General features: G+C 59.8%; 18 protein-coding genes. 9 read left to right on the top strand and 9 right to left on the bottom strand.

Annotated elements, in window-relative coordinates:
• The first annotated feature begins 21 nt into the window (after positions 1-21).
• The 5 genes from ACOH1Z_RS07360 (at position 22) to ACOH1Z_RS07340 (ending at position 5,058) form a co-directional block, all read left to right on the top strand.
• A complete protein-coding gene (locus ACOH1Z_RS07360; protein WP_449647796.1) occupies positions 22-1,347 on the top strand; it encodes an ABC transporter substrate-binding protein in 1,326 nt (441 codons plus the stop codon).
• Between the two features lie 92 nt (positions 1,348-1,439).
• Positions 1,440-2,420: a carbohydrate ABC transporter permease gene (locus ACOH1Z_RS07355; RefSeq protein ID WP_449647795.1), complete on the top strand. Its 981-nt coding sequence runs from the start codon at positions 1,440-1,442 to the stop codon at positions 2,418-2,420.
• Complete coding sequence (locus tag ACOH1Z_RS07350; RefSeq protein ID WP_449647794.1) at positions 2,417-3,346, top strand: carbohydrate ABC transporter permease; 930 nt, start codon at positions 2,417-2,419, stop codon at positions 3,344-3,346. The genes ACOH1Z_RS07355 and ACOH1Z_RS07350 overlap by 4 nt, the downstream gene beginning before the upstream one ends.
• Positions 3,347-3,348: 2 nt before the next feature.
• On the top strand, positions 3,349-3,672 hold the full coding sequence (locus ACOH1Z_RS07345; protein ID WP_449647793.1) for an L-rhamnose mutarotase: 324 nt from the start codon (positions 3,349-3,351) through the stop codon (positions 3,670-3,672).
• A gap of 75 nt (positions 3,673-3,747) precedes the next feature.
• Positions 3,748-5,058, top strand: a complete 1,311-nt coding sequence (locus ACOH1Z_RS07340; protein WP_449647792.1) for an L-fuconate dehydratase — start codon at positions 3,748-3,750, stop codon at positions 5,056-5,058.
• Here the strand turns inward: ACOH1Z_RS07340 and ACOH1Z_RS07335 are convergent.
• The 5 genes from ACOH1Z_RS07335 to ACOH1Z_RS07315 form a co-directional block, all read right to left on the bottom strand.
• On the bottom strand, positions 5,028-5,399 hold the full coding sequence (locus ACOH1Z_RS07335) for a hypothetical protein (protein WP_449647791.1): 372 nt from the start codon (positions 5,397-5,399) through the stop codon (positions 5,028-5,030). The genes ACOH1Z_RS07340 and ACOH1Z_RS07335 overlap by 31 nt on opposite strands.
• Positions 5,399-5,836 (bottom strand): hypothetical protein, encoded by a 438-nt coding sequence (locus ACOH1Z_RS07330; protein WP_449647790.1) that lies wholly within the window; start codon positions 5,834-5,836, stop codon positions 5,399-5,401. Before ACOH1Z_RS07330 ends, ACOH1Z_RS07335 begins: the two co-directional genes overlap by 1 nt.
• On the bottom strand, positions 5,833-6,342 hold the full coding sequence (locus ACOH1Z_RS07325; protein WP_449647789.1) for a hypothetical protein: 510 nt from the start codon (positions 6,340-6,342) through the stop codon (positions 5,833-5,835). The genes ACOH1Z_RS07330 and ACOH1Z_RS07325 overlap by 4 nt, the downstream gene beginning before the upstream one ends.
• A complete protein-coding gene (locus ACOH1Z_RS07320) occupies positions 6,342-6,911 on the bottom strand; it encodes a hypothetical protein (protein ID WP_449647788.1) in 570 nt (189 codons plus the stop codon). The genes ACOH1Z_RS07325 and ACOH1Z_RS07320 overlap by 1 nt, the downstream gene beginning before the upstream one ends.
• A gap of 109 nt (positions 6,912-7,020) precedes the next feature.
• Positions 7,021-7,530, bottom strand: coding sequence for a hypothetical protein (locus tag ACOH1Z_RS07315; RefSeq protein WP_449647787.1), 510 nt, complete (start codon positions 7,528-7,530; stop codon positions 7,021-7,023).
• 824 nt (positions 7,531-8,354) lie between these two features.
• On the opposite strand from ACOH1Z_RS07315, the gene ACOH1Z_RS07310 reads away from it, so the two are divergent.
• A complete protein-coding gene (locus ACOH1Z_RS07310; RefSeq protein ID WP_449647786.1) occupies positions 8,355-9,893 on the top strand; it encodes a sugar transferase in 1,539 nt (512 codons plus the stop codon).
• A 324-nt stretch (positions 9,894-10,217) separates the two neighbouring features.
• Here the strand turns inward: ACOH1Z_RS07310 and ACOH1Z_RS07305 are convergent, their stop codons facing one another.
• A complete protein-coding gene (locus tag ACOH1Z_RS07305; protein WP_449647785.1) occupies positions 10,218-11,285 on the bottom strand; it encodes a glycosyltransferase family 4 protein in 1,068 nt (355 codons plus the stop codon).
• An 82-nt stretch (positions 11,286-11,367) separates the two neighbouring features.
• On the opposite strand from ACOH1Z_RS07305, the gene ACOH1Z_RS07300 reads away from it, so the two are divergent.
• The gene (locus tag ACOH1Z_RS07300) at positions 11,368-12,132 is read left to right on the top strand and encodes a CDP-alcohol phosphatidyltransferase family protein (protein ID WP_449647784.1); all 765 of its coding nucleotides are present in this window, start codon (positions 11,368-11,370) and stop codon (positions 12,130-12,132) included.
• On the opposite strand, the gene ACOH1Z_RS07295 is transcribed toward ACOH1Z_RS07300, so the two are convergent.
• From ACOH1Z_RS07295 to ACOH1Z_RS07285, 3 genes are read right to left on the bottom strand one after another with little or no spacing between them, the layout of a single operon-like run.
• Positions 12,129-13,049, bottom strand: a complete 921-nt coding sequence (locus tag ACOH1Z_RS07295; RefSeq protein WP_449647783.1) for a hypothetical protein — start codon at positions 13,047-13,049, stop codon at positions 12,129-12,131. The two genes, ACOH1Z_RS07300 and ACOH1Z_RS07295, sit on opposite strands and share 4 nt — an antisense overlap.
• Positions 13,046-14,149, bottom strand: coding sequence for a Gfo/Idh/MocA family protein (locus ACOH1Z_RS07290; protein WP_449647782.1), 1,104 nt, complete (start codon positions 14,147-14,149; stop codon positions 13,046-13,048). Before ACOH1Z_RS07290 ends, ACOH1Z_RS07295 begins: the two co-directional genes overlap by 4 nt.
• Positions 14,146-15,324 (bottom strand): DUF1972 domain-containing protein, encoded by a 1,179-nt coding sequence (locus tag ACOH1Z_RS07285; protein WP_449647781.1) that lies wholly within the window; start codon positions 15,322-15,324, stop codon positions 14,146-14,148. Before ACOH1Z_RS07285 ends, ACOH1Z_RS07290 begins: the two co-directional genes overlap by 4 nt.
• A gap of 172 nt (positions 15,325-15,496) precedes the next feature.
• Between ACOH1Z_RS07285 and ACOH1Z_RS07280 the strand changes: the two genes are divergently transcribed.
• Both ACOH1Z_RS07280 and ACOH1Z_RS07275 read left to right on the top strand, forming a co-directional pair.
• Positions 15,497-16,174, top strand: coding sequence for a hypothetical protein (locus ACOH1Z_RS07280; protein WP_449647780.1), 678 nt, complete (start codon positions 15,497-15,499; stop codon positions 16,172-16,174).
• Positions 16,175-16,395: 221 nt separating this feature from the next.
• Positions 16,396-22,680 (top strand): PKD domain-containing protein, encoded by a 6,285-nt coding sequence (locus ACOH1Z_RS07275; RefSeq protein WP_449647779.1) that lies wholly within the window; start codon positions 16,396-16,398, stop codon positions 22,678-22,680.
• The last annotated feature ends 9 nt before the right edge of the window (positions 22,681-22,689 follow it).

Below are 22,689 nucleotides of genomic sequence, written 5' to 3'. Positions count from 1 at the left end.
GTAACTCACCTAGGAGTGTCAATGAAGACGAAGAGGTTTCTTTCCGCCAGTGCAGGAGTGGCCATAATTTCCGCCGCTGCACTCGTTCTATCCGGCTGTTCAGCTGACGGAGGCGCAACCGCCCCCGAACAAACTGACTCGGGTGGAAAAATCACGGTGTGGGTTGACCCGCCCCGTGTTCCCGCAGCAGAAGCTTTCCAGGAAGCACACCCTGAGATCGAAATCGACGTTGTCCAGATCGATGGCACCGTCGGTGGGCAGACCGTGAAGCAGGCATTCGCCAACTTCGACTCTGCCGGATCAGGATGGCCTGACGCCATCTTCTTCCCCTCCAATGACGACATCGCGTGGGCGACTGGTGCAGCGAGCAACTACGCCGCAGACCTCACCGATCTGCTCCCCGATGTTATCGACGGCTACGACCCCGCAGTGCTCTCGTTCTGCGACATCGATGGTCAGATTCGTTGCCTCCGCAATGACGCTGCCCCTGACGTGTTCTGGTACAACAAGGCATTCTTCGACGAGAACGGCTACACGCTTCCCACCACGTGGGAAGAGTACGGCGACCTCGCTGTGGAAATTGCAGCAGCGCACCCTGACAAGATCAGCGGATTCTTGGGCGACGCTTATGCCGTCAACCGCTACCTTCAGGCAGCAGACTGCCCCACGAACGACCGCCTTTCCGAGTCGGAAGTTCACATCAACCTCGACGACCCGAACTGTGTTCGCGCTAACGAACTGCTCACGCAGATGTACGACGGTGGCGCACTCACAACTCAGGGCATCTTCGATGGTGACGCCGCAGCAGCTGGTGTCAACCTCGTGATGAGCCCCGGTGCCGTCTGGTGGGGCAACTACCTCTTCCGCGATACCTGGAAGATCCCTGCAGGCCAGATGAGTGCAAGTGCACCGTTGACGTGGGAAGGCGAATCAAGCCCGACCGCCGGTAACGAAGGTGGCGGCCTCTGGGGCGTCTCCTCACACATCACCGGAAAGCAGCTCGAAAACACGCTGACCTTCGCAACCTTCGTCGCAACCGACCCGGCGTGGCAGGTTGAGTTGTCAACCGGTCTCCCCGGTTACGGCCCGATTCAGGATGCTTGGCTCGCCAAGCTCGAAGCTGACGGCTACTTCGCCGATGTTGCCTCCGTGCAGCAAGCATTCAAGGATGCGGCAGCAGCAGTAGCGCCGTACTCCTACATGCTCTACGACACGGGTGCAGCGTGGACCGAGACAGTTAGCCCCACGCTGATCGCTAACGGTTCGATGAGTGATGCGCTCGGTACCTTCGGAGAAGAGCTCGTGAACCGCGCCAACTCAGTCGGCTACACGGTCACCGCCGAATAGCAGCAACCAGCTAGGCACAGCATGTGTGGGGGTTTCAGATCCTTGAGGCCCCCACACTCTGTTCCACTCCACAACTCATAGGCGAGGAATACATGAGCAGCTCAACGCTAGCCACGAAAGGTACGGAGCCACCGGCTACCGGCCCCCGTGCATCCACCACCCCTCGGCGTCACCGCACACGCCATGCAGAAGCCCGCGGCGCCTGGATTTTGCTTGCCCCCTACCTCGCCCTGCTTCTCGTTGCCGCAGCAATCCCCATCGGTTACGCCTTCTGGATCGCCCTGCAAAAAGCTCCAACACTCGTCGACCCCACCAGCGGATTCGGCGGCTTTGACTCGTTCATCACGGTAATTACCGATTATCGGTTCTCCGGAACGTTCATCAACATCTTCTCCGTCATGATCGTGTGGTTGCCGCTCATGATGGTCGGAATCGTCGGCCTAGCGCTGCTGGTACATGCCAGCCCCGGACGCTTTGGCGACACAATGCGTTTCTTCTACTTCATCCCGGGAGCGTTGAGCGGAATCGCGAACTTCGTGCTCTGGGTCTACCTCCTTCACCCCACCCAGTCACCGCTCGCGCCACTCTGGCAAGAAGTCGGGTTCGGGTCGCTCAAAGAGATCGTCACCGACGGCAACATGCCGATGATTCTCACCGGAATGCTGTTCTTCCAAGGCGTCGGAACGTGGATCATTGTCGTCAATGGCGGCCTCAACGGTATTCCAGACGAAATCTTTGAGGCAGCCAAGATCGACGGCGCACGCGCGTGGGATTTGGCGTGGCATATCAAGCTTCCGCTCATCCGCCCCTGGATCGGCTATGCAGCCCTAATGAACCTCGCCTACGGTTTCCAGCTCTTCCTCGAGCCGTACCTGCTGCGACAGATTTCCTCTGGCGCGATTGCGGGCGAGTGGGCACCAACCCAGCTGGGTTACGCCTTCGCGTTCACGAACCGAAACTTCCCCGCCGCAGCAGCGCTCTCCATCATTCTGCTCGTAATTACCCTCAGCATTGGAGTCGTCATCGTGATGAAGAGTGGACTCTTCGGCGACGAAAAGGAGAAGAAGCGATGAGCAACAGCGCTCCCGGCGTCGTCGGCGCCAAACACTGGACGGTTGGCCGGATTGCCCGCATCACCGTCATGGTGATCGTTGCTGCCGCCTTCATCCTGCCCATCATCGGCTTCATCGCGATGGCCTTCCGCAGCCAAGAAGGTGTGCTCGCGGGAACCGATGGTTTCCTTGGCCTCGGCGGAATCTCGTGGGACAACGTCGTGTTCAGTTGGAGCCAGATCAATGGCTTCGGCCCCGGTGATGGTGGCCTCTTCACCCGCTGGGTAGGAAACTCGCTCGTGATCGCCATCGTTGGCGGAGTGCTCGCCCTCGTTGCAGCGCTGCCAGCAGGGTATGCACTATCTCGACTGCGGTTCCGCGGCCGCAAGGTGCTGCTCTTCGCTACCCTGCTCGCCATGGTGATGCCCAACACTGTTCTCGTCATCCCGCTGTTCCTCGAAGTGAATGCCATCGGCGCCGTCGGCCAATTGTGGCCAGTGGCAGTAATCATGGGCTTCTTCCCCTTCGGCACGTACCTCGTCTATATCCACTTCATGACGACAATGCCGCAAGAGCTAGTAGAAGCAGCCCGGATCGATGGCCTCAGCGAGATCTCGACCTTCTTCTACGTGGCACTGCCCATTTCGAAGCAAGTCATCGCGCTCGTCGCGTTCTTCTCCTTCGTTGCCAACTGGACCAACTTCTTCCTCCCCTTGGCACTGTTGACCTCTAACCAGGAGAACAAGACCATCTCGATCGGCATCCAAGAGCTCATCGGTGCCAGCCCACTGTTCAACGCAACAGTGGCAGCAGGCCTCGACGTGAAGCTCTACATGCCCCAGCTCGCGCTCGCCACGTTCATCTCCATGATCCCCCTGCTGATCGTGTTCCTCACGGCCCAGCGCTTCTTGATGCGAGGACAAACGGTTGGTGCGGTGAAGGGATAACCATGAAACGAGTAGCCCAGGTCATCGGCCTCCCACCCGAGAACCGCGAAGAGTACGAGCGATACCATGCCGCCGTGTGGCCAACGATTCTCGAACGGTTAGCGGCCAGCAACATCCACAACTATTCGATCTATCGTCACGGCGACCTGCTGTTCTCGTACTTCGAGTACACGGGTGACGACTACGAAGCTGATCAGGCCGCTATCGCCGCAGATCCCGAAACCAAGCGGTGGTGGGCACTTCAAGAACCACTGCAACGACCACTGGATGATCGTGCCGACGGTGAGTGGTGGAAAGAGCTGCCCGAGGTCTTCCACAGTGACTAGTTAGACGAGCAAAGCCCGCGCACTACCAGCGCCCCATTTCTGTATTTCTGTTCTGAGCAAGGAGAACTCTTCAGCATGACTACTATCACCAGCGTTGACGTCTACGACGTGCGTTTTCCGACGTCGCTCACCGCCGCCGGCTCTGACGCGATGAACAAGGATGGCGACTACTCGGCCGCCTATGTTGTACTCCGCACTGACGAAAAGGGCGTCGCGGGCTACGGCTTCACCTTCACCATTGGCCGAGGCAATGACATCTGTGCGCTCACTGCTGAACAGCGAGCTGCACCGCTCGTTGGTCGGGATGTTGACGAGATCGTCGGCGACCTTGGTGGCATCTACCGCGAACTGAAGTCTGATTCGCAATTGCGTTGGCTTGGGCCAGAGAAGGGTGTCGAGCACTTGGCGATGGCCGCCGTGATGAATGCCGTGTGGGATCTTGCTGCTCGCCGCGCGGGTAAGCCCTTGTGGCGGTTGCTCGCCGACATGACTCCTAAGCAGCTTGTCGACACCGCAGACTTCCAGTACCTCACCGACGCTCTCACCAAAGACGAAGCGATCGCGATGCTGAGCGAACTTGCTCCCACCAAGGAGCAGCGCATTGCCGAACTCACCGAGTCGGGCTACCCCTGCTACACCACGAGTGCTGGCTGGTTGGGCTACTCCGACGAGAAGCTTCGCCGACTCTGCCAGGAGGCTGTGGATGCCGGCTACCGCCACATCAAGCTGAAGGTCGGTGCGAATCTTGACGATGACATCCGGCGCTGCGGTATTGCCCGCGAAGTCATCGGTGCCGACGCGAAGCTCATGATCGATGCGAACCAAGTCTGGGACGTCAATGAGGCTATTGATTGGGTAAAGGCGCTCGCGCAGTTCGACCCGTTGTGGGTTGAGGAGCCGACGAGTCCGGATGACGTGCTCGGTCACGCTGCTATCCGCAAGGCCGTTGCGCCCATTGGTGTTGCGACGGGAGAGCACGGTATGAACCGTGTGCTCTTCAAGCAGATGTTCCAGGCCGAAGCCATCGACTTCTGCCAGCTCGACTCGGCCCGCCTCGCCGGCCCGAACGAGATCATTGCCGTGTACCTGATGGCCAAGAAGTTTGGCGTTCCGGTCTGCCCGCACGCTGGTGGCGTTGGCCTCTGCGAGCTCGTGCAGCACCTCTCGATATTCGACTACGTCGCTGTGTCGGGCACTCTCGAGAACCGGGTAACCGAGTTCGTCGACCACCTGCACGAACACTTCGTTGACCCCTGCATCGTCGAGAACGGCGCCTACCGGGTGCCGATGGCACCGGGCTACTCGGCGCAGATGCACGAGTCGTCGGTCGCCGAGTTCTCGTTCCCCGATGGCAGCTACTGGGCGGGTGTGGCTGTCGCGTCGTAGTTGCGGGGAAGCCGCAGGATCACGCCGGTGACATCGTGCACGAGTGGGAGTTCGTACCGTCGGCTGCTGATCGTGTTGTAGCCCGCAGCAGCTTCACGCTGCTCGCGAGTCTCGACTCGGTTGTAGCCGAAGAACCGAATCCACCCGAGGGCGAGCCCGCTCGCTAGCGAGAGCGTGACCCCGGCCGGATACGCGACGGGAATGCCTTGCGTGCCGACGATAACCAGAGTGATCCCCACGATCTCGAGTATGACGCACAGGCCAATGAATTGACCGGCGAGGTGATGCAGGCGCCGTGCGCTTGATCCCGGCACGAGCGTCATTCTTTGTTCGAGAGGCATCACACCCACGCTTTCCACGTGCGGATCACACGGGAGGTGCGGCGCGCCATCCACTTGTCGAGCTCGGGGTCGGCGCCGGGCGCTCCAAGCAGCGTGGGGGAGAGGAAACCGAGAAAGGGGCGCGTCTGGAGTTTCACCACTCCGCACTGCCCGAAGGCTTCAATCTGCTCCGCAATCTCGGCTACCTGGGCGTCGATGTCGCCGGGTTCGGTGTTGCTCTCGAAGACGAGATCGGGGCCGGCCTCAAGAACGTAGCCGCCGTCAGAAACCACGGTCACAGAGATGTCGACAGCCCCGGGCGTGGGTGGAGTGAAGTCAACTGTCGCCGTAAATGTGTTGAGGAATTGCGGATGCACGACGACCTGAATCGCCGGAAAGTGGGCTGCGATCCGCTCGGCCACCTTCTCGGCAACGAGTGCGGCAATGTTCGCGGTCACTTCAGCTCCTCCGGTCCACGGACCAACTCGATTCGACCGCGACCCCGATGGCGGTTCCATGGAATCCACGTCGCTGAAATGCGAAAAACGTTCAGCCCACGATGAATCTCCCACCCGACGCGAGTCCGCAACCCGCGCAGGTTCAGTGTGCCGTAGCCCGCCGGACCGCCGACGCCATACTGGTACCTCATTAGGGCGTGCACGAGTTCTGGCAGTGTTGCATCGGCCGAAATTTCTATCCCGCTTTGCCTCACCCCGTCGTTGGTTAAGTAGTTGCGCAGTCGTTGTGCAAACTCGGCGGGTTCCGGCTCACCGTTGACGTTCACATCGATAGAGACGCGTTCTCCGTGAACCGAGATGATCAGCCTGCGGCCGAGTGCATCGAACCCCTCGTACTCTTCGTTAACAACGTCGACCGCTTCAACGGCAAGACAGGCAGCTTCGATGGTGAGGAACATCGAAAGATCACCGTTCTCATCCAGAACGATCGGGAGCGTTGCACCCATTACGACGTCTCCTTCTGTGGCTGCAGCAACTCAGACTTCTCAAAGTCCAGCGCGCGACCGAGGCTCGCCAGCGCGCGGCGCTGTGTGCGATCGAAATGGACGAGGTCGCTGAGTCGGGGTTCTGGGCTGCAATACTCCCCAAACTCCGCAGTACCGTCTTGCCAGGTAATTAAGAAGGACTGAAGTGACTCCTGTGGGTCATCCAGCTCATCCCACGCCGCGCGATAGAGACTCACGGTGAGGAAGCGACAGACTCGTGCTGCCTCGGGGAAGGCGCGCAAACTCACGCTAAGTAGCTCCACTCCGATCTCGCGTTCTTCCTCACGGAAGCTGAACGCGATGCGCTCCTCCCGCGGTGTCAGTGTCATTCCGTCTTCGAACCGTTGGAGCGTTATCCGCACCGCATCAGAAACCGAAAGCAATCCGACTCGGTAGCCAACGCTCAACACCTCTTCTGTGAGCAGGCTTACTGGCAGTAGTGATTCTGGAAGCGGGGTGCTTGAGCAAACCAACTCCACTGAGAGTCGCTGGTCTTTGAACCACTGCTCACGCGGCTGCAGATCCTTCACGTACCCTTCAGCCCCCTCGCGATTCCTGCGCAGCACAGGATAAATCGACGCTATCGGTTGGGGGAGGCAACCTGCTAGAGAAAATGAGTTTTAGTGGGCGCTTGTACCTCTATCTGGGTGGAGAGCGTCGGTCGCGGAGGGTGAGTGACGGCTGCACAAGACCCGAGGGCGCAGGCTTGGGCTCGAGCGGCAGGGCGAGCAGTCGCACTGATGAGTTGAAGAAGTAGCCAGTCACGAGAAGCGTTTGAAGTAGGGAAATGATGCTCGCTGCTAGCGCGAACGGTCCGTGAGGGGTCTCGACGACGAGAAGCCATACTTCGTTCAGGGCGAGGATTGTCGTCAGCATGCCGAGAATGAACCCGGCTGGAGGGCGGGCGGTCGCTCGCCACCAGGGGCGAGGCGCCGCAAGTGGCTCGGCTGCGCCGCGAAAAGTTCGCACCCCCACGACAAATGCCAACGAGCTGAATGCCACCCCACACACGAGGGAAGCAGCAGGTGGTGCCCCCGCGGAATCGAGAACGAAGAACAGAAGTCTCCCGCTAATGAGATAGGTGCAGTAGAACGCCAACTTTGCCCACCACGCAACAATCCGGAACGGTCGGATGTTGACATCACTCATAGTGGACCGGAAACCTTTCGTGGGGTGATAGCTGAGTTCTCTTCGAAAACTACACCACGACCGTGACCACGACCGTCCCGGTGCCCGTGTGGACGGAAGGGCGCCGTCGTGCGGTTACGTTACCGCTGGTGAATTCGTAGACCACTTGGACGAGGTCCAGTCGGATTCGTGATCCGTGAAGCATGGGGGCGAACTCATCCTGGGGTTGCTGCTGGCTCGGCTGGCCCGCGCTAAGGAGCACGCGCCGAGTGTCGGGTATCCGGTGCTAGCTGCGGCGCGGCCGTAGTGGGCGTCATGATCGTGTAGTTGACCGCGAAGCACTCAACATCCGCGGACTTGCAGGAAAAATGGAAGCTAAGGACCTCCATCGTGGCCCCAATACTCGGTCCAGAACTGTGAAGAATTCGCAGCTACACACCCGCTCATTTCTGAGGTCGGGCCTGCCCGTCGCGGCAGATGATGTTCGCATTTTTATACCCACATATGTCATTGTCATCTATTCGACACGCCGCGTGTCCCCCTAAAGGGGGGTATGCCCCATCGGGGCAACGGGAGTAGCTTCACTCACTACCCCCTTATTGGGGGTCAGTACCCGCAAGAGCAAGCACCACCTACCCGCCCCGCAGCGCGTGCCAACCAGCGCGCCTCCCCCAACGCCCGTCCCCCGACGGGCGCAAGTTCTAGTGCGCAAAAAACCGACACCCGAAATGTCGTGATCCCGATGCAAGAGCCGTTTTACCCATCCCCAAAATCACCCGCCCCCAACAAGAACCCGAGCCTTACCCGCTGCCTGAGTTCACTCATTTCTCCCCGAGAGCTGAGAAATGAGTGAACTCAGAAAATTACCTGCCCAGCCCGCTCCCGAGCGAGAGCGCGGCCACCTCCGGTTGGTAGATGCCACCGAATTCCATCCGCTATCAACAACCACGCGGCATCCAGAGTCAGGCTTGGCCTGGGCTCGCACGTACGAGACGAAACTACTGATTACGGATGCCGTAATCATTTGTTTCGCGATGATCGCGGCGCTCTCGACCAGAGCAGAATCGACCAGCATCCCCGTCTTTCTCGTCAGCGTGAACCCCCTCATGTGGCTTGGCCTAGCTGGTGTCGCGATGATTTGGCTCGCGTTGCTCCAGATTTTCCACACTCGAGATCGGCGAGTAATCGGTGCCGGCGCCAACGAGTACAAGAGCCTCATCACCGCCAGCATGACCATGTTTGGGCTGTTATCCATCACGCTTCTGATTGTCGAAGCCGGCTTCCCCGGCAAAGGCGCAGTGCTGGCGATGGCGATCGGAGTCATCGTTCTTCTCGCCAGTCGGTGGTCCTGGCGACGCTGGCTCACTAGGCAACGGCGCCTCGGCCGCGCACTTTCACGGGCCGTCGTTGTCGGTACGAGCAGCGAAGTCGACTACGTCGTATCGCGAATCAAAGGCAACCTGAGTGCGGCATTCGCCGTTGTTGGAGTCTTGACGGAACCGGATTCTCAAGACTCGCCGAAATCTGAATCCTCCACGAGGTATGAATTCGGTCCAGAACGGGTCGCTGCGACCGCCGCCGAGCTTGGCGCTGACGCTGTGATCGTTGCTGGTGATCATGGCTGCGGAAATGACTTCATCCGCAACCTTGCGTGGCAACTCGAGGGTACGGCCGCCGAGCTGATACTGGCTTCACGCCTAGCGAATGTGGCAGGGCCGCGCATCCACTTTCGGCCCGTTGAAGGCCTTCCTCTTATCCACGTTGAAATTCCCCAGTTCGAAGGGGGAAAGCACGTCGTCAAGCGTGGCCTCGACATCGTTGTCTCTGCCCTCGCACTTGCCATTCTTTCGCCGCTCTTTCTCCTCTTAACTGTGCTGATCCGTTTGGACAGTCCAGGGGGCGCTCTCTTCAGCCAAGTGCGGGTGGGGCGCAACCTTGAAATGTTCCGTATGTTCAAGTTTCGTTCGATGGTCACGGATGCCTCCGAGAAGTTGGCTGAGCTCACTCAGAAGAACGAGGGTTCGGGGGTGCTCTTCAAAATGAAGAACGATCCGCGAGTTACCAAAATCGGTCGATTCATCCGAAAGTATTCGCTTGATGAACTGCCACAAATCTGGAACGTGCTGAAAGGCGACATGAGCCTCGTCGGCCCACGTCCGCCGCTGCCCAACGAAGTGCGTGCGTATAAAGGGAAGGTCAACCGGCGCATGTACATCAAGCCTGGGCTTACCGGGATGTGGCAAATCAATGGACGGTCGGACCTGAATTGGGAAGACAGCATGCGCCTTGACCTCTACTACGTCGAGAACTGGTCGGTCGTCGGTGACCTCGTCATAATGTGGCGCACGTTCAAGGTACTCATCCATCCTGTCGGTGCGTACTAATGATGCGCGCACCAGGGGACGTTCGCGCGACCGCGATGAACGGCCCAGACAATTACCACCAGTGCACCCCCTCTCCGCCCCAAGCGCCCTCACAGTTGCCGTCGGGAGGTATGTGAGGGTAAACACCCGTCGCTGATGTGTGCCACGAGAGGTGGGACTTTCGTGCACGCGAACGCTGCCACGTTGAGCAGAAGGGTCGTAATGGAACCGGCGGCCATCTCGGGAGGCCGCGGTGCCCTGCGATCCTGCTCGCTGGTATCGGGCGCCAAGTTCGCCAGCATTGCGAAGCGAGCTGCGCCATCAGCGGCGGGCTAACCTCCGGAGTCAGTTACCGGTGGTGCCGGCCAGAATTGTTGCGCGCAGTGAGTGAACGGAGGCCTCCCACGAGTAACCGAGATCGCCTGGCGCCGTGACTGCAGCTCGAGCGGGGGCAGAGCGGATCGCCTCAGCAAAAGCGGGAACATTATCCGGATCCACATAGCTAGCATTCGCTCCCAAAATCTCGCGGAACACAGGGATATCGCTCACCACTACCGGTGCGCCAAAGTGGCGCGCTTCGAGGGCGGGAAGGCCGAACCCTTCGTCTCGGGTCACAAACAGGAGCAGCGCCGTGTTGCCATACAGCCACGCGAGTTCGTCATCGTCGATGAAACCAAGAAATCGAACCGCCCCACGTTCGACGGCCTCAGTAATATCGCCAGGAAGCTCAGCAGTGCGCCCTTGAGGCTCGCCAACGATCACGAGAGGCGAATCTGGAGTTGCCCGCCCTGACGAAAGCGCCGCTTGGATGGTGTTGGCGAGATTCTTGCGAGCGTTGAGTCTGCCTACGCAGAGCAAAAAATCTCCGGTGAATCCGTCGAGGCCTTGAGGCTTGCGGGGAACAGCATCCGCTAAGCCTCGCCCCACAGCAAGACCCACCGGAACGACAGTGCGGCCACGGCTCAGTCGACCAATGCGCTCGGCTTCGTTTCGTGATGACGTGAAGAGCCACGTGGCCCGGTGCGCCGTCAGCGGCATCAGGCTGAAGTAGAGGCGCTCGGTGAGAGTGAACCACTCCGGCGAGGTCAGAAACATGTAGTCGTGGATGAACACCGCTGTAGGCCCAAACGCTGGCGTGAAGTTGTGCGTGATGGTCACATCGGCGTGCAGCCGTTTCGCGACAAATGGCAATTCAAGAATCGCGCTCACGCCCTGTGGTTTCACTCGCGTGCCGACTACGGCGACCCGACTAGGCAGCTCTGAGGTGGCGACCTGAATGGATGCCCGGCGAACGGCGACGGTGATCTCGTCTTCAGGAAATTCGCGTTCCCAGGCCCAGATGAATTCGCGCAGAACCTGGCGATTCGAGGCAGGGCCTCGCGCCCACCAGAAGCCGTCGAAGAGAACGCGCATGCCCCCATGCTAGCCCCGCGGGTGTCATGCCCACCGGGGCATAACTCTCGACCAGTCGAGGGGCGTCGCGCTATGGTGAAACATGACCGCTACAGGGGAAAGCCCAGCAGCACCACTGGGATACCGTGCCATTGTCCGGCAGCTTGCGTCCGCCCAAAAATCAGGGCGGGGAGCGCCGCCGTACTCGCGCTGGATAAATCGCCGCCTTGGCCGTTTGCTCGCTGCCGGAGCATTCCTGATGGGCAGAACCCCCAATCAGGTCACCATGGCGAGTGCGACGTCGACGCTTGTGGCGCTGGTTCTTGTTTCCACCGTTCAGCCGGCGTGGTGGCTCGGTATTCTCGTTGCCGTCCTTCTGCTGCTCGGGTACGCCCTCGACTCGGCCGATGGACAGCTTGCCAGGCTGCGTGGGGGCGGAACCAAATCTGGTGAATGGCTTGATCACGTTGTTGATGCGTTCAAGATTGTAATTTTTCACGGCGTCATCCTCATTTCGTTTTATCGCTTCGGTGACGAGCTGCCGGATGCCGTGCTGCTGATCCCCCTCGGTTTCATTGTGGTGTCGTCGGTGTTCTTTTTCGCGATGATTCTCACTGACCAATTACGCCGGATTGCGTCGTCCGAGCGCGGGGAGGCGTATGCGAAGCCGAGTGGCGGCGGAGGCTGGTTGCAGACCATCGTTGCGATTCCGACGGACTATGCGGTGCTCTGCCTGTCGTTTGTGGTGTTCGGGTGGCTGAGCGGTTTTGTTGTCGTGTACGGGCTGCTGTTCGCCGCCAACGCTGTGATTCTCATCGCGGTACTCGCGCGCTGGTGGCGCGAACTGCGCACAATTGACGCTTCCTAGCTGGGGCGTTGCTCGAACTCGTGAACGAGCGCCATAGTGCTCTCGATGTGTCCGCGGCTGGAGGCTCCAAAAACGATCGATTCAATCCCGGGCTGGGCAAAAACCCACTCGAGGGCTTCGCGGGGGGCAATCGCGCCAGACGCAAATACTGACATCGCGACCGCTCTGAATGGGCGCTTGGCCAACGCATCCTGATAGGCCTCGGTTCCGCCAGACATGCGGAAGCCGATCTTGTTGATGTTCGAGCACACCAACGGGTTGTCGATCCCGGCGCTATCGAGGTGGTCGAGGAGCATGGGCAGGTTCATCGTGATGAACCCGGGTTCGGCTCCGTAGCGTGAGCGCACATGGTTGGCGAAGATCGCAAAAGCATCGGTGAAGCCAAGGCCGAGGAGTAGATCGACGACCACATTCTGCAGCCAGATCACGGGAGTATTGGCACCAGCGAAGCCGGCCATCTCAGCATCGACCAACAGTGTGATGATGCCCTCAATGTCTTTCTTCGCGAGCGAGCGCCCGCCGCGCATCATGGCATTCAGCAATCCTTCGTCTGGCAAGAATTTGCCGAGGGCTCCGAGGATGCCGTTCTCGGTGACGGCGTCGGCGTACTTGTGGGCGTAGGGCATGCAGGGGAAGAACGAAAAGCCGTCATATTTTTCGGGCTGCGATCGAACGCGGTCGACAACTTCGGAGATGCGGTCGTGAGTGGTGCACATGAGGGTGCGGATGCCGCTGTCGTAGGCATTGTCGACAACATCCATGATTGCGTCAATGCTGTGGAACCGCATCGCCTGCTCACGTGCTTTTTCTTCTGACCGATGGTTGATGCCAAAGAACTGATTGTCACCAAAAAGCACGCGGTCGAGTTTCGCCGGTGGCGATGCGAATGCCGAGGCCCGGTCTGTTGTTGTGGTCATGATCGTCTCCCCAGGAAGCTGCGACGTCGGGTCGGGACCGACGCCACAGACGGTGACGCACTCGGCACGGAGGTTGCAGCTGGACCGGCTGCGGCATCCTGAGTGAGTAGTTCGATGATTCGGTCAGTGACCGCAGCACTCGTGAAATCGTTCGTTGAGGGGAGGTCGGGGTCGTGAGTTCGCTGCACAAAGTGATCGAGTTGGGCGCTGTATTCTTCGCCGCGCAAGTAGAACCACACTTCGTCGGTGAGTTCGGTCGTGGACTTGATGTTCCAGCCCTGTTGGTAGCCCGCTGTTTCGGGGGCGGTGCTGCGCAAGTACACCTGAATCTCTTGGCGGTCGGCAATGATCTTGCCCTGGGTGCCGGAGATGCTCATGCGGGTTGTCATCTTGCGGTACGACTCGTCGGACCAGTTGACGGACAGTTGGCCGCTCACGCCGTCCGCAAAGTAAATCGTGCTGTATACCTCGTCTTCAGTATTCTCCGAGAAGATGCTGCCCAAAATTGTGCCGCCCACTCCGGTTGCGTCGCCGACAAACCACGTGGCGAGGTCGAGTGGATGCGCGGCGTAGTCATACAAGCACCCACCTCCCTCTGTGCGCTTGCTCCGCCACGTTGATCCCTTCGCCTTCAATACGACAGGGCCATACGATTCGGCTTGAACATGGGTAATGCGGCCGATGGCTCTAGCGTCGATCAGGCGCTTCGCCTCACGAAAGGTTGCGACGAATCGATTGTGATATCCCACCTGAGTGACGAGACCACGGGATGCCGCCAGCTCGGCCAACTCTGAAGACTCGGCCGAAGTGAGGGTGAGTGGCTTCTCGCAAAAGACGTGAAGTCCGTGTTCGAGCGCGGTGCGAACCATCGCGGCGTGAAAACGGGTGGGAGTCGCTATGAGCACCGCATCCAACTGAACGCTGTCGAGCATTTTGTCGAAGTCAGTGAACGTATTCAGTCCCGTGTACTTCGAGAGCACGCCAAGAATGTAGCCAGCCGAATCGACAACGGCATCAACAGAGACTTCGGGATGGGCTCGAATCATTGAGAGATGGGAGAGCCCCATTTTTCCTAAACCGACCACGCCAACACGAATCATGCGGACTCCTCCTGAGCTTGCTGGGGTTCGTGCATGTCGACATAGAGTGCCAACAAATCTTCGTACTGCCCGGCGACGTGCTCCCAGGTGAACTCCGTCAGATGTCGGCTGCGGCTTGCCGCCGCGAGAGCGCGACGCTGGTCGGGCGAACCGAGCAAAGTCGACATGTGATCGGCAGCGTCATCCACCCCGGTGAAGTAGAACGCTCCATCACCCGCCACCCAGCGGTTGTAGGGATTGTCGTGGGCAATGACCGCATTACCTGCCGCCATTGCTTCGACGAGGGAAGGATTGGTGCCGCCAACGGTATGCCCATGCAGGTATCCGAGGGAGTGGAATCGTAGAGCCGCTACCTCATCCGGTTCGTAGATGGGGCCGACGAACAGCACCTCGTCACTCGCTGCCTCTCGAACGGCGCGGGTGTAGGGGTCACTGTCGTCGTAGGTTCCAAAGACCGCGAGTTGATGACCCCGCTTTTCGCGGGAGAATGCGGTCACCAGTTCGAGAATCGAATTCTCTGGAATCGGGCGACAGATGAGCGTGAGATAGTTCCCCGGAGTGAGGCCGCGAGTCGTCACGGGGAGCGTATCTGCCTGCTCAACCGCATGAGCGCCATACGTGATCGTGACCAACTTGGAGCGGCGCGCACGGGTAGCGAGATAGGTTTCGATCACCGGATGATCGGCAATGAGTCGATTGCCCACCCAGCAGGCGATCCGCTCGTTGATCCACAGAATGGCTTGGCGGCCTTTGCCCCAGCGGGCCCTCGACCACTCGATGCCATCCATGTTGATGACGTTGGGGATGCGTTTGATGCGTTGGATGATGTTGAAGACGGCGGTGTTGTAGCCGAACGTCAGGCAGACATCCCGAAACCGTGATGCATGGCGGATGGAGGCGAGGTCGAAACTGGCGGTTCCCAGCCAACCTTCTCGATGCTGGGGGATCATCACCCGCTCGATGCCATTCCATGTGTCGTACGTTGTTGGACCGGTGCCTGGCACTTGGCAGTAGACGATAGCGCGCCACCCGCGGTCACGAAGAAAGAGGGCAACGTTCTCTGCGGCAGTTTCGAAACCACCGTAGGCGGCGGGGATTCCGTGGGTTCCCAAGATACGCACAGTAGGCTGGCGGGCGTTCGGAAGGCGGGCGTTGGCGGAAATGTGGTTTTTCAACTGTCCATCCTCCTGGCAGTGCCTCAAGAATTTCGAACAGACCCCCCACTGTCTGGACTCGAAAGTGTACGCCGCACGTCAATGAGCATTACTCCCCAGAACTGGGGGTTATGTCAATGGTGCTGCGGGTGTATGTTCCAACCCCGTACATTCCCGAAGTCACGGAGCTGCCATGACACAGTCGAAGCATCCCCGTGGCGAGGTCGAGCCCTACGAAGCTGGGGCCGCTCCGGCGTGGCTTGGCACACGTTCTGCGCGAATTCTTGCGGCGTCGATAGTGGTCGCCATTGTGGTGGCGCTTGGCGTGGTGTTGTTTCTTCAGTTCGCACCGAAGTCTGTAGTGGGAACGCTGCCCACTTCGTCGCCAACCTCTGGGGCCGGGGTTGAATCGCCGACCGCTTCGTCGTCGCCGGCGCCCACTGACGGCCCGGTAGTGCCTGACGTTGCTCCGATCGCTATCGACAAACCCGGTGTGATCACGACTGGTCTTACCGCTCAGATCAGCAAGGTCGAAGAGGTCGACGGAACAGCGCGGGGTCCCGGCGAAGTTGCGGGGCCATCGCTGCGGGTGACTGTCACGATCACGAATACATCGTCGGATGCCGCGACACTGCGCACCGCGGTTGTGAGCTGTTATTTCGGCGCCGACCGCACCCCCGCGCAGGAGCTTCGCGAACCAGGAGGTGTACCACTTCCGGAATCGGTCTCCGCAAATTCTGCGGTGGATGGCGTCTATGTGTTCACTGTCCCACCCGAAGAGCGCGACAACATCACAATCTTGGTTGACTACTCCGTTGATGTGTCTCCGCTGGTATTTCAAGGCGATGCCGCGGAATTGATCGAACGGTAGCTTGCTCGCAAGCTCCGCCGTTAGCGACGGAGCTTCTGCGCGCCCGTCGGCAGGTCTGAAAACGTGACCCCCTTTTGGGGGGCACCCGAAGAGGGGTAAAGGGAGTATGGTGTGCCTCCAAGTGGAACCCGAAATACCCACAAACCCCGAAAAGGCACCCCATGCGCGCAACTCGCCATATGCCACCGAACCCACTGAGACTGATTTCAGCCGCAGCAACGATGACATTAATCGCAGCCCTGCTTACCGTGATGCAGCCCATTGTGGCTGTAGCCGACACCGCAGCGAGTCCACCTTTGCCATCGACGGTTTCGTCGGATCCACTGCCAACGCCCCAGATCAATGGTGTGGTCTGGGATCAGGTCATCGTCGGCAATACCGTCTACGTCGCCGGTAACTTCACAAAAGCGCGCCCGTTCGGTTCTGCGGCGGGAGTCAACGAGGTCAACCGCCCGTACATGCTCTCGTACAACCTCACCACGGGAGCGCTGCTCCCGTGGGCGCCAACGTTTGACGCCCAGGTTCGAGCAATCTCCGCATCGCCGGACGGCACCCGCCTGTACGCCGTCGGTGACTTCACGACGGTCAACGGTACATCCAAGGCCCGCATCGTGGCGTTCAACACCGCAACGGGCGCGATCAACACTGCCTTCGATGCCCGAGCGAACTATCGTGTGTACGCGGTCGTCGCAACGAATACTGCCGTCTACTTCTCGGGACCATTCACTTCGGTTAGCGGAAGCACCCGCCTCGGTGGTGCAGCAGCCTTAGCCTCGAACGGTGCTGTGACGCCGTGGGCTCCTGAACTCGCTGGCGGCCGGGCATTCGGCATCGTAATTTCGCCCGACGAAACGAAAGTCGTGATTGGTGGAGACTTCACCACTGTCAACGGTTCCGGCAATCCCGGCTACGGGCTTGCGATGGTTGATGCCAGCGTTGGAGCGCTCATCACCCCGTTCGCCGCGAACAATTCTGTCCGCAATGCAGGGCTCGACGCTGCGATCTTCTCGCTCGCTTCCGACTCTGACAGCTTCTATGGTTCGGGCTATGTCTATGGTTCTGGCGGAAACCTTGAGGGCATGTTCCGTGCCAACTGGTCCGACGGAGCAATCGTGTGGATTAACGACTGCCACGGTGACACCTATTCCGTTTCGCCGGCGCCCAACGGCGCCATCTATGCGGCAGGCCATTCGCACTACTGCGGCAACGTTGAAGGCTTCCCGCAGACCGATCCCTGGTCATTCAGCCGCGGTATCGCGTTCAGCAAAGATGCTACCGGATCAATCTCTAACGACCCCTACGGCTACCCCAACTGGGCGGGCAACTCCAGTCCTTCACTTCTGAACTTCTTCCCCGACATCAACCTAGGAACCTTCACTGGTCAGTACCAGGGCCCGTGGGATGTCAGCTCAAACGCCGAATACACGGTCTACGGCGGCGAGTTCACGAGAGTGAACGGCCAATCTCAGCAAGGACTTCTCCGCTTCGCGGTGCCGTCGATTGCCCCCAACCTTGATGGCCCACGCCTGACCGGCAACGACCTCGTGCCGAAGATGACATCACCAGCGCCAGGAACAATCGCGCTGAGCTGGACCGCTGACTGGGATCGTGACAACGAGAACCTGACGTACCACCTCATCCGTGATGGCAAGAGTGCTTCGCCGATCTACGTGACAACTCAGGATGCTCGGTTCTACGACCGGCCAACCATGACGTACATCGACACCGGTCTCACCCCCGGCCAGACCTACACGTATCGACTGCGCGCCATCGACCCCTACGGCAACAATGGCTGGGGAACAACGGTCTCGTATACCGCGGGAACCACGGGTCAACTCAGCGACTATGCGAGCGCTGTCATGAACGACCAACCCACGAGCTACTGGCGTCTCGGCGAATCGGGAGGCAACACTGCGGTAGACAGCCTTGGCCGCGACAACTCGACAGCCAACAGCGGCGTCGGCTTCGGGGCATCCGGAGCAATCATTGGCGATAGCAACACGGCGGCCAACTTCACGGGTAGCTCGAACAGTTACACGGGATCGCAGGCGCTCGTCTGGCGCGACAATACCTTCTCGGTTGAAGCCTGGTTCAAGACCACGACGAACTCTGGCGGCAAGATTGTCGGATTCGGCAATCGTCAGTCCGGAAATTCCACCAACTACGACCGCCATATCTACATGGATTCATCCGGAAAAGTGAACTTCGGTGTTTACACCGGCAGCACTCGGATTGTGCAGAGTGCTAAGTCATACAACGACGGCCAGTGGCATCAGGTAGTCGGCAGTATGAGCGCCAGCGGAACGGAATTCTTCGTTGACGGCGTGCGCATCGGAGTGGAACCCAGCGTCATCTGGGGCCAAAACTACTGGGGCTACTGGCGTATCGGTGGCGACCGCAGCTGGAGTGGCTCTGACTACTTCAACGGTGCCATCGACGAAGTAGCCGTGTACCCGAAGCCCCTCACGGCAACACAGGTGCAAAACCACTTCCTGCTCTCGGGCCGCTCACTCTCCGGGCCTCCGGCACCAACCGACAGCTACGGTGCGGCAGTCTACGAGGCAAGTCCGCAACTGTACTGGCGTCTGGCTGAAGCCTCCGGGTCAGCGGTAAATGACGCTGGATTGCAGGGCATCAACGGAAACCTGAGCGGAACCTATACCCGCAATGTTCCTGGAGCTCTCGGCGGCACCACGAACAGTGCGACTCAATTCACCCAGGGTCTCGCCGCGACGGCGATTTCATTGCCCAACCCGTCAACGTTCTCGAGTGAAGTCTGGTTCAGAACCAGCAGCACGAGCGGTGGCAAGCTCGTCGAGTTCGGGTCATCCGCTACAGGTACCGCCAGCAGCTATGGCGATCACCTGATGATGCGCAACGACGGAACTCTCGTCTTTGGCACCGGAAGTAGCACCGTTTCGACTGTCGGCTCGTATAACGACGGCCAGTGGCATCAGGCGGTGTCGACGCAGGGATCAGCAGGATTGCGACTCTATGTCGACGGCGCGCTTGCGGGCACGAGTGCTGCGACACCGAGTCAGACGTTCTCGGGATACTGGAGGCTCGGACGAGGAAACACCGTTGGTGTTGCATCGTCGAACTACTTCAGCGGCGACCTCGATGAGTTTGCGGTTTACCAGACCGTATTGACCGCGAGCGAAGTAAGCCAGCACTACCTTCTTGGCACCGCCAATCAAGCACCAGTGGCACAGTTCACTCACTCCGAAGCCGATCTTGTCGCTAGTTTCGACGCCACAGGTTCGTCAGATCCAGACGGCACAATCGCATCGTACGAGTGGAACTTCGGCGACGGCGGTACAGGCAGTGGGGCGCTTATCGACCACACCTACGCCACGGCCGGAACCTACACCGTCACGGTGACCGTTACTGACAACAAGGGTGCCTCGGCAACCAGATCCGAATCAGTGACGGTTCTGGCGGCCAATGTTGCCCCCACCGCGGCATTCACCTTCGGTGTCACCGACAACGTTGTGAGTTTCGATGGGGCCGGCTCGTCAGATCCTGACGGCACCATCGGCTCCTACAGTTGGGACTTCGGCGACGGAGCGACCGCGAACGGTGTCAGCACGAGCCACGTGTATGCGGGCGCTGGCAACTACACGGTGGTGCTCACGGTCACCGACAATCAGGGCGCGACCGGCACGCTGTCGCAGCAAGTGACGGCGCTCGCACCGCCAGCAGTGACCGTGCTTGCTCGGGATGAGTTCTCGCGCACGCAAGCCTCTGGTTGGGGCACCGCGGCTGTAGGCGGGGACTGGTCGACCAACACCGACAGTAGCTTCTCCGTCGCATCCGATGTCGGCGTCGTGAACCACAGTTCCTCAGGAACAACCAGGCACGCGTGGCTTCCCTCGGTCTCGACCGACGATGTCACGGTGAGCACCAGCATCTCGATCGACAAGGCAATCACCGGTGGTGGAGCATATACCGGAGTGATCGTTCGCGAGGTCGGAAACAGCTTCTATCAAGCACGCGTGCGGTACTTTTCGAATGGCACCCTCGCGTTCCAGCTCCTGAACGGTGGATCGACAAGCATTGCCTACACGGATGTCCCCGGTCTGACCTTCACCGCGGGCGATGTGCTCCTGGTGAAGGCGCAAGCATTCGGAACTTCGCCGACCACCATCCGTGGCAAGGTCTGGAAGCAAGGCACCGCAGAGCCAACGGACTGGACGCTCGAAGCCACATCGTCAGTCGCAGCTCTGCAGAACCCGGGCGCGGTCGGACAGTACAGCTACGTTTCCGGCTCCGCGACCAATGCACCGGTGCATGTCAGCTACGACAGCTTCCTCGCTATTGCTGGACACGCTGATGGCGGTGGTGGCACTCCGGCCAACCAGGCTCCGACCGCATCCTTTACCAGTTCGGTAAGCACTCTGACTGCAAGCTTCGACTCGACTGCCTCTACTGACCCGGATGGCACTATCGCCTCGCGGTCATGGAACTTCGGCGATGGGCAGAGCAGCACTGCAACCAGTCCGGTCCATACCTACGCGACAGCGGGCACGTATCAAGTGGTCCTCACCGTCACGGACAATCAGGGAACGACGGGAACGGTGACGAAGCCGGTAACGGTCACTACCAACCCTGCGAACCAGCCACCAGTGGCAGCGTTCACGCTCGATCTGGCTGGACTTGCTGCATCCTTCAACGCAAGCGGCTCCAGCGATCCCGACGGCACCATTGCCAGTTATGCCTGGAACTTCGGTGACGGCCAGACCGGTACCGGAGCAACAGCGTCGCACAGCTACGCGACTGCAGGCTCGTACACGGCGACACTCACTGTCACGGACAATCAGGGCGCGACCACAGCTGTCACCCATCAAGTCGCCCCCAACATTGTGGCGGGCATCCCGGCGACCGCAAAAACCGTCGTGGTGATTATGGAAAACAAGTCCGACACCCAGGTCATTGGTAGTGCAGCGGCGCCGTATATCAACGCACTCGCGGCTGAAGGCGCGTTGATGACCGAGTCGTTCGCCGTGATCCGCCCGAGTCAGCCGAACTACCTTGCACTGTTTAGTGGCTCACTCAACGGAGTCACCACCAACGACTGCCCAAACACGTTCACGACAGCGAACCTGTACAACCAGTTGACGGCCAACGGCAAGAGTTTCGTAGGGTACTCGGAGAGCCTTCCGAGTGTCGGATTCACCGGCTGTGAGAGTGGAGCCTACGCGCGCAAACATAACCCTTGGGTGAACTGGCCGTCGATTCCCGCCGCCGTGAACCAACCATTTACGGCGTTCCCCACCGACTATTCGACTCTGCCCGATGTGTCATACGTGGTACCAAACCTTCAGCACGACATGCACGATGGCACGATCGCTGAAGCAGATATGTGGCTGCAGTCCGCCATCGGTGGCTACGTCAACTGGGCCAAAGCAAACAACAGTGTGCTGATCCTCACCTGGGATGAAGACGAAGGTGGCGGACCGAACAAGATCCCGACGATCTTTGTCGGCGAAAAGATCAAGACCGGTCAGTTCTCGCAAACCATCGATCACTACGACGTACTCCGCACAATCCAAGATACGTACTCGATACCATCTAACGATCTCAGCGCGGCAGCAGCGCCCATCACCAACATTTGGCTTGGAGCGAATCAGACACCCAACGCTGCGTTCACCTCTGCGGCCAGCGATCTCACCGCAACCTTCAACGGATCGACATCGAGCGACCCCGACGGAACGATCAGTTCGTACGCGTGGAACTTCGGCGACGGGCAAACCGGCACTGGGGTCACCGCAGCGCACAGCTACGCGACCGCCGGCAACTACACCGTCAGACTCACGGTCACCGACAATCAGGGTGCAACCGGAACGACGACTCAACAAATCACAGTCACTGCCCCCGGAGGCCCGATCGCACAGGATGACTTTGGGCGCACAGTAGCTGCCGGCTGGGGAACCGCCAACACCGGTGGTGCCTGGTCGACGAACGTGAACTCCAGCTTCAGCGTGTCGAGTGGGGCGGGCTTCGCTCGACACACCACCCCGGGATCGACACGTCGCGCCATGCTTTCCGATGTGAGTCAAACCGCCACCGAAGCTCAGGTCGAACTCTCGGCAGACAAGGTCGCCGAATCCGGACACATCGTGGTGGGAATCATTGGACGCCAGGTTGGCTCGGCCTTCTACCAGGCGCGGGCCCGGCTGCAACCCGGCGGAGTCGTTGGGCTCCAGATAATGTCTGGATCCTCATCTGTCCTTGCCAACATGACGGTACCCGGCCTCACCTACGTTGCCGGCGACACTCTAGTTCTTAAGACGAGCGTGAGCGGAACTAGCCCCACAACGATTACTGCGAAGCTATGGAAAGTCGGCGAAACGGAACCGGCAGGCTGGCAACTGAGTACAACCGATTCGACTGCCGCGCTGCAGGCGGCAGGCTCGATCGGATTTGAAAGCTACCTGTCGAGTTCAGCCCCCAACGCACCCGTCACTATCCGCTACGACAACTTCCTCGTTCGACTCCCTCAGTAGTCTGGCAGT

It is taken from the genome of Rhodoglobus sp. (assembly GCF_053580035.1).
The sequence above is the reverse complement of the archived record's forward strand: the minus strand, read 5'-3'. Positions and strand labels throughout refer to the sequence as shown.

Excerpts from the sequence above, each read along its gene's own strand:
- ACOH1Z_RS07360 (WP_449647796.1), top strand. The coding sequence starts at position 22 with ATGAAGACGAAGAGGTTTCTTTCCGCCAGTGCAGGAGTGGCCATAATT.
- ACOH1Z_RS07355 (WP_449647795.1), top strand. The coding sequence starts at position 1,440 with ATGAGCAGCTCAACGCTAGCCACGAAAGGTACGGAGCCACCGGCTACC.
- ACOH1Z_RS07350 (WP_449647794.1), top strand. The coding sequence starts at position 2,417 with ATGAGCAACAGCGCTCCCGGCGTCGTCGGCGCCAAACACTGGACGGTT.
- ACOH1Z_RS07345 (WP_449647793.1), top strand. The coding sequence starts at position 3,349 with ATGAAACGAGTAGCCCAGGTCATCGGCCTCCCACCCGAGAACCGCGAA.
- ACOH1Z_RS07340 (WP_449647792.1), top strand. The coding sequence starts at position 3,748 with ATGACTACTATCACCAGCGTTGACGTCTACGACGTGCGTTTTCCGACG.
- ACOH1Z_RS07335 (WP_449647791.1), bottom strand. The coding sequence starts at position 5,399 with ATGCCTCTCGAACAAAGAATGACGCTCGTGCCGGGATCAAGCGCACGG.
- ACOH1Z_RS07325 (WP_449647789.1), bottom strand. The coding sequence starts at position 6,342 with ATGGGTGCAACGCTCCCGATCGTTCTGGATGAGAACGGTGATCTTTCG.
- ACOH1Z_RS07315 (WP_449647787.1), bottom strand. The coding sequence starts at position 7,530 with ATGAGTGATGTCAACATCCGACCGTTCCGGATTGTTGCGTGGTGGGCA.
- ACOH1Z_RS07310 (WP_449647786.1), top strand. The coding sequence starts at position 8,355 with ATGAGTGAACTCAGAAAATTACCTGCCCAGCCCGCTCCCGAGCGAGAG.
- ACOH1Z_RS07305 (WP_449647785.1), bottom strand. The coding sequence starts at position 11,285 with ATGCGCGTTCTCTTCGACGGCTTCTGGTGGGCGCGAGGCCCTGCCTCG.
- ACOH1Z_RS07300 (WP_449647784.1), top strand. The coding sequence starts at position 11,368 with ATGACCGCTACAGGGGAAAGCCCAGCAGCACCACTGGGATACCGTGCC.
- ACOH1Z_RS07295 (WP_449647783.1), bottom strand. The coding sequence starts at position 13,049 with ATGACCACAACAACAGACCGGGCCTCGGCATTCGCATCGCCACCGGCG.
- ACOH1Z_RS07290 (WP_449647782.1), bottom strand. The coding sequence starts at position 14,149 with ATGATTCGTGTTGGCGTGGTCGGTTTAGGAAAAATGGGGCTCTCCCAT.
- ACOH1Z_RS07280 (WP_449647780.1), top strand. The coding sequence starts at position 15,497 with ATGACACAGTCGAAGCATCCCCGTGGCGAGGTCGAGCCCTACGAAGCT.
- ACOH1Z_RS07275 (WP_449647779.1), top strand. The coding sequence starts at position 16,396 with ATGACATTAATCGCAGCCCTGCTTACCGTGATGCAGCCCATTGTGGCT.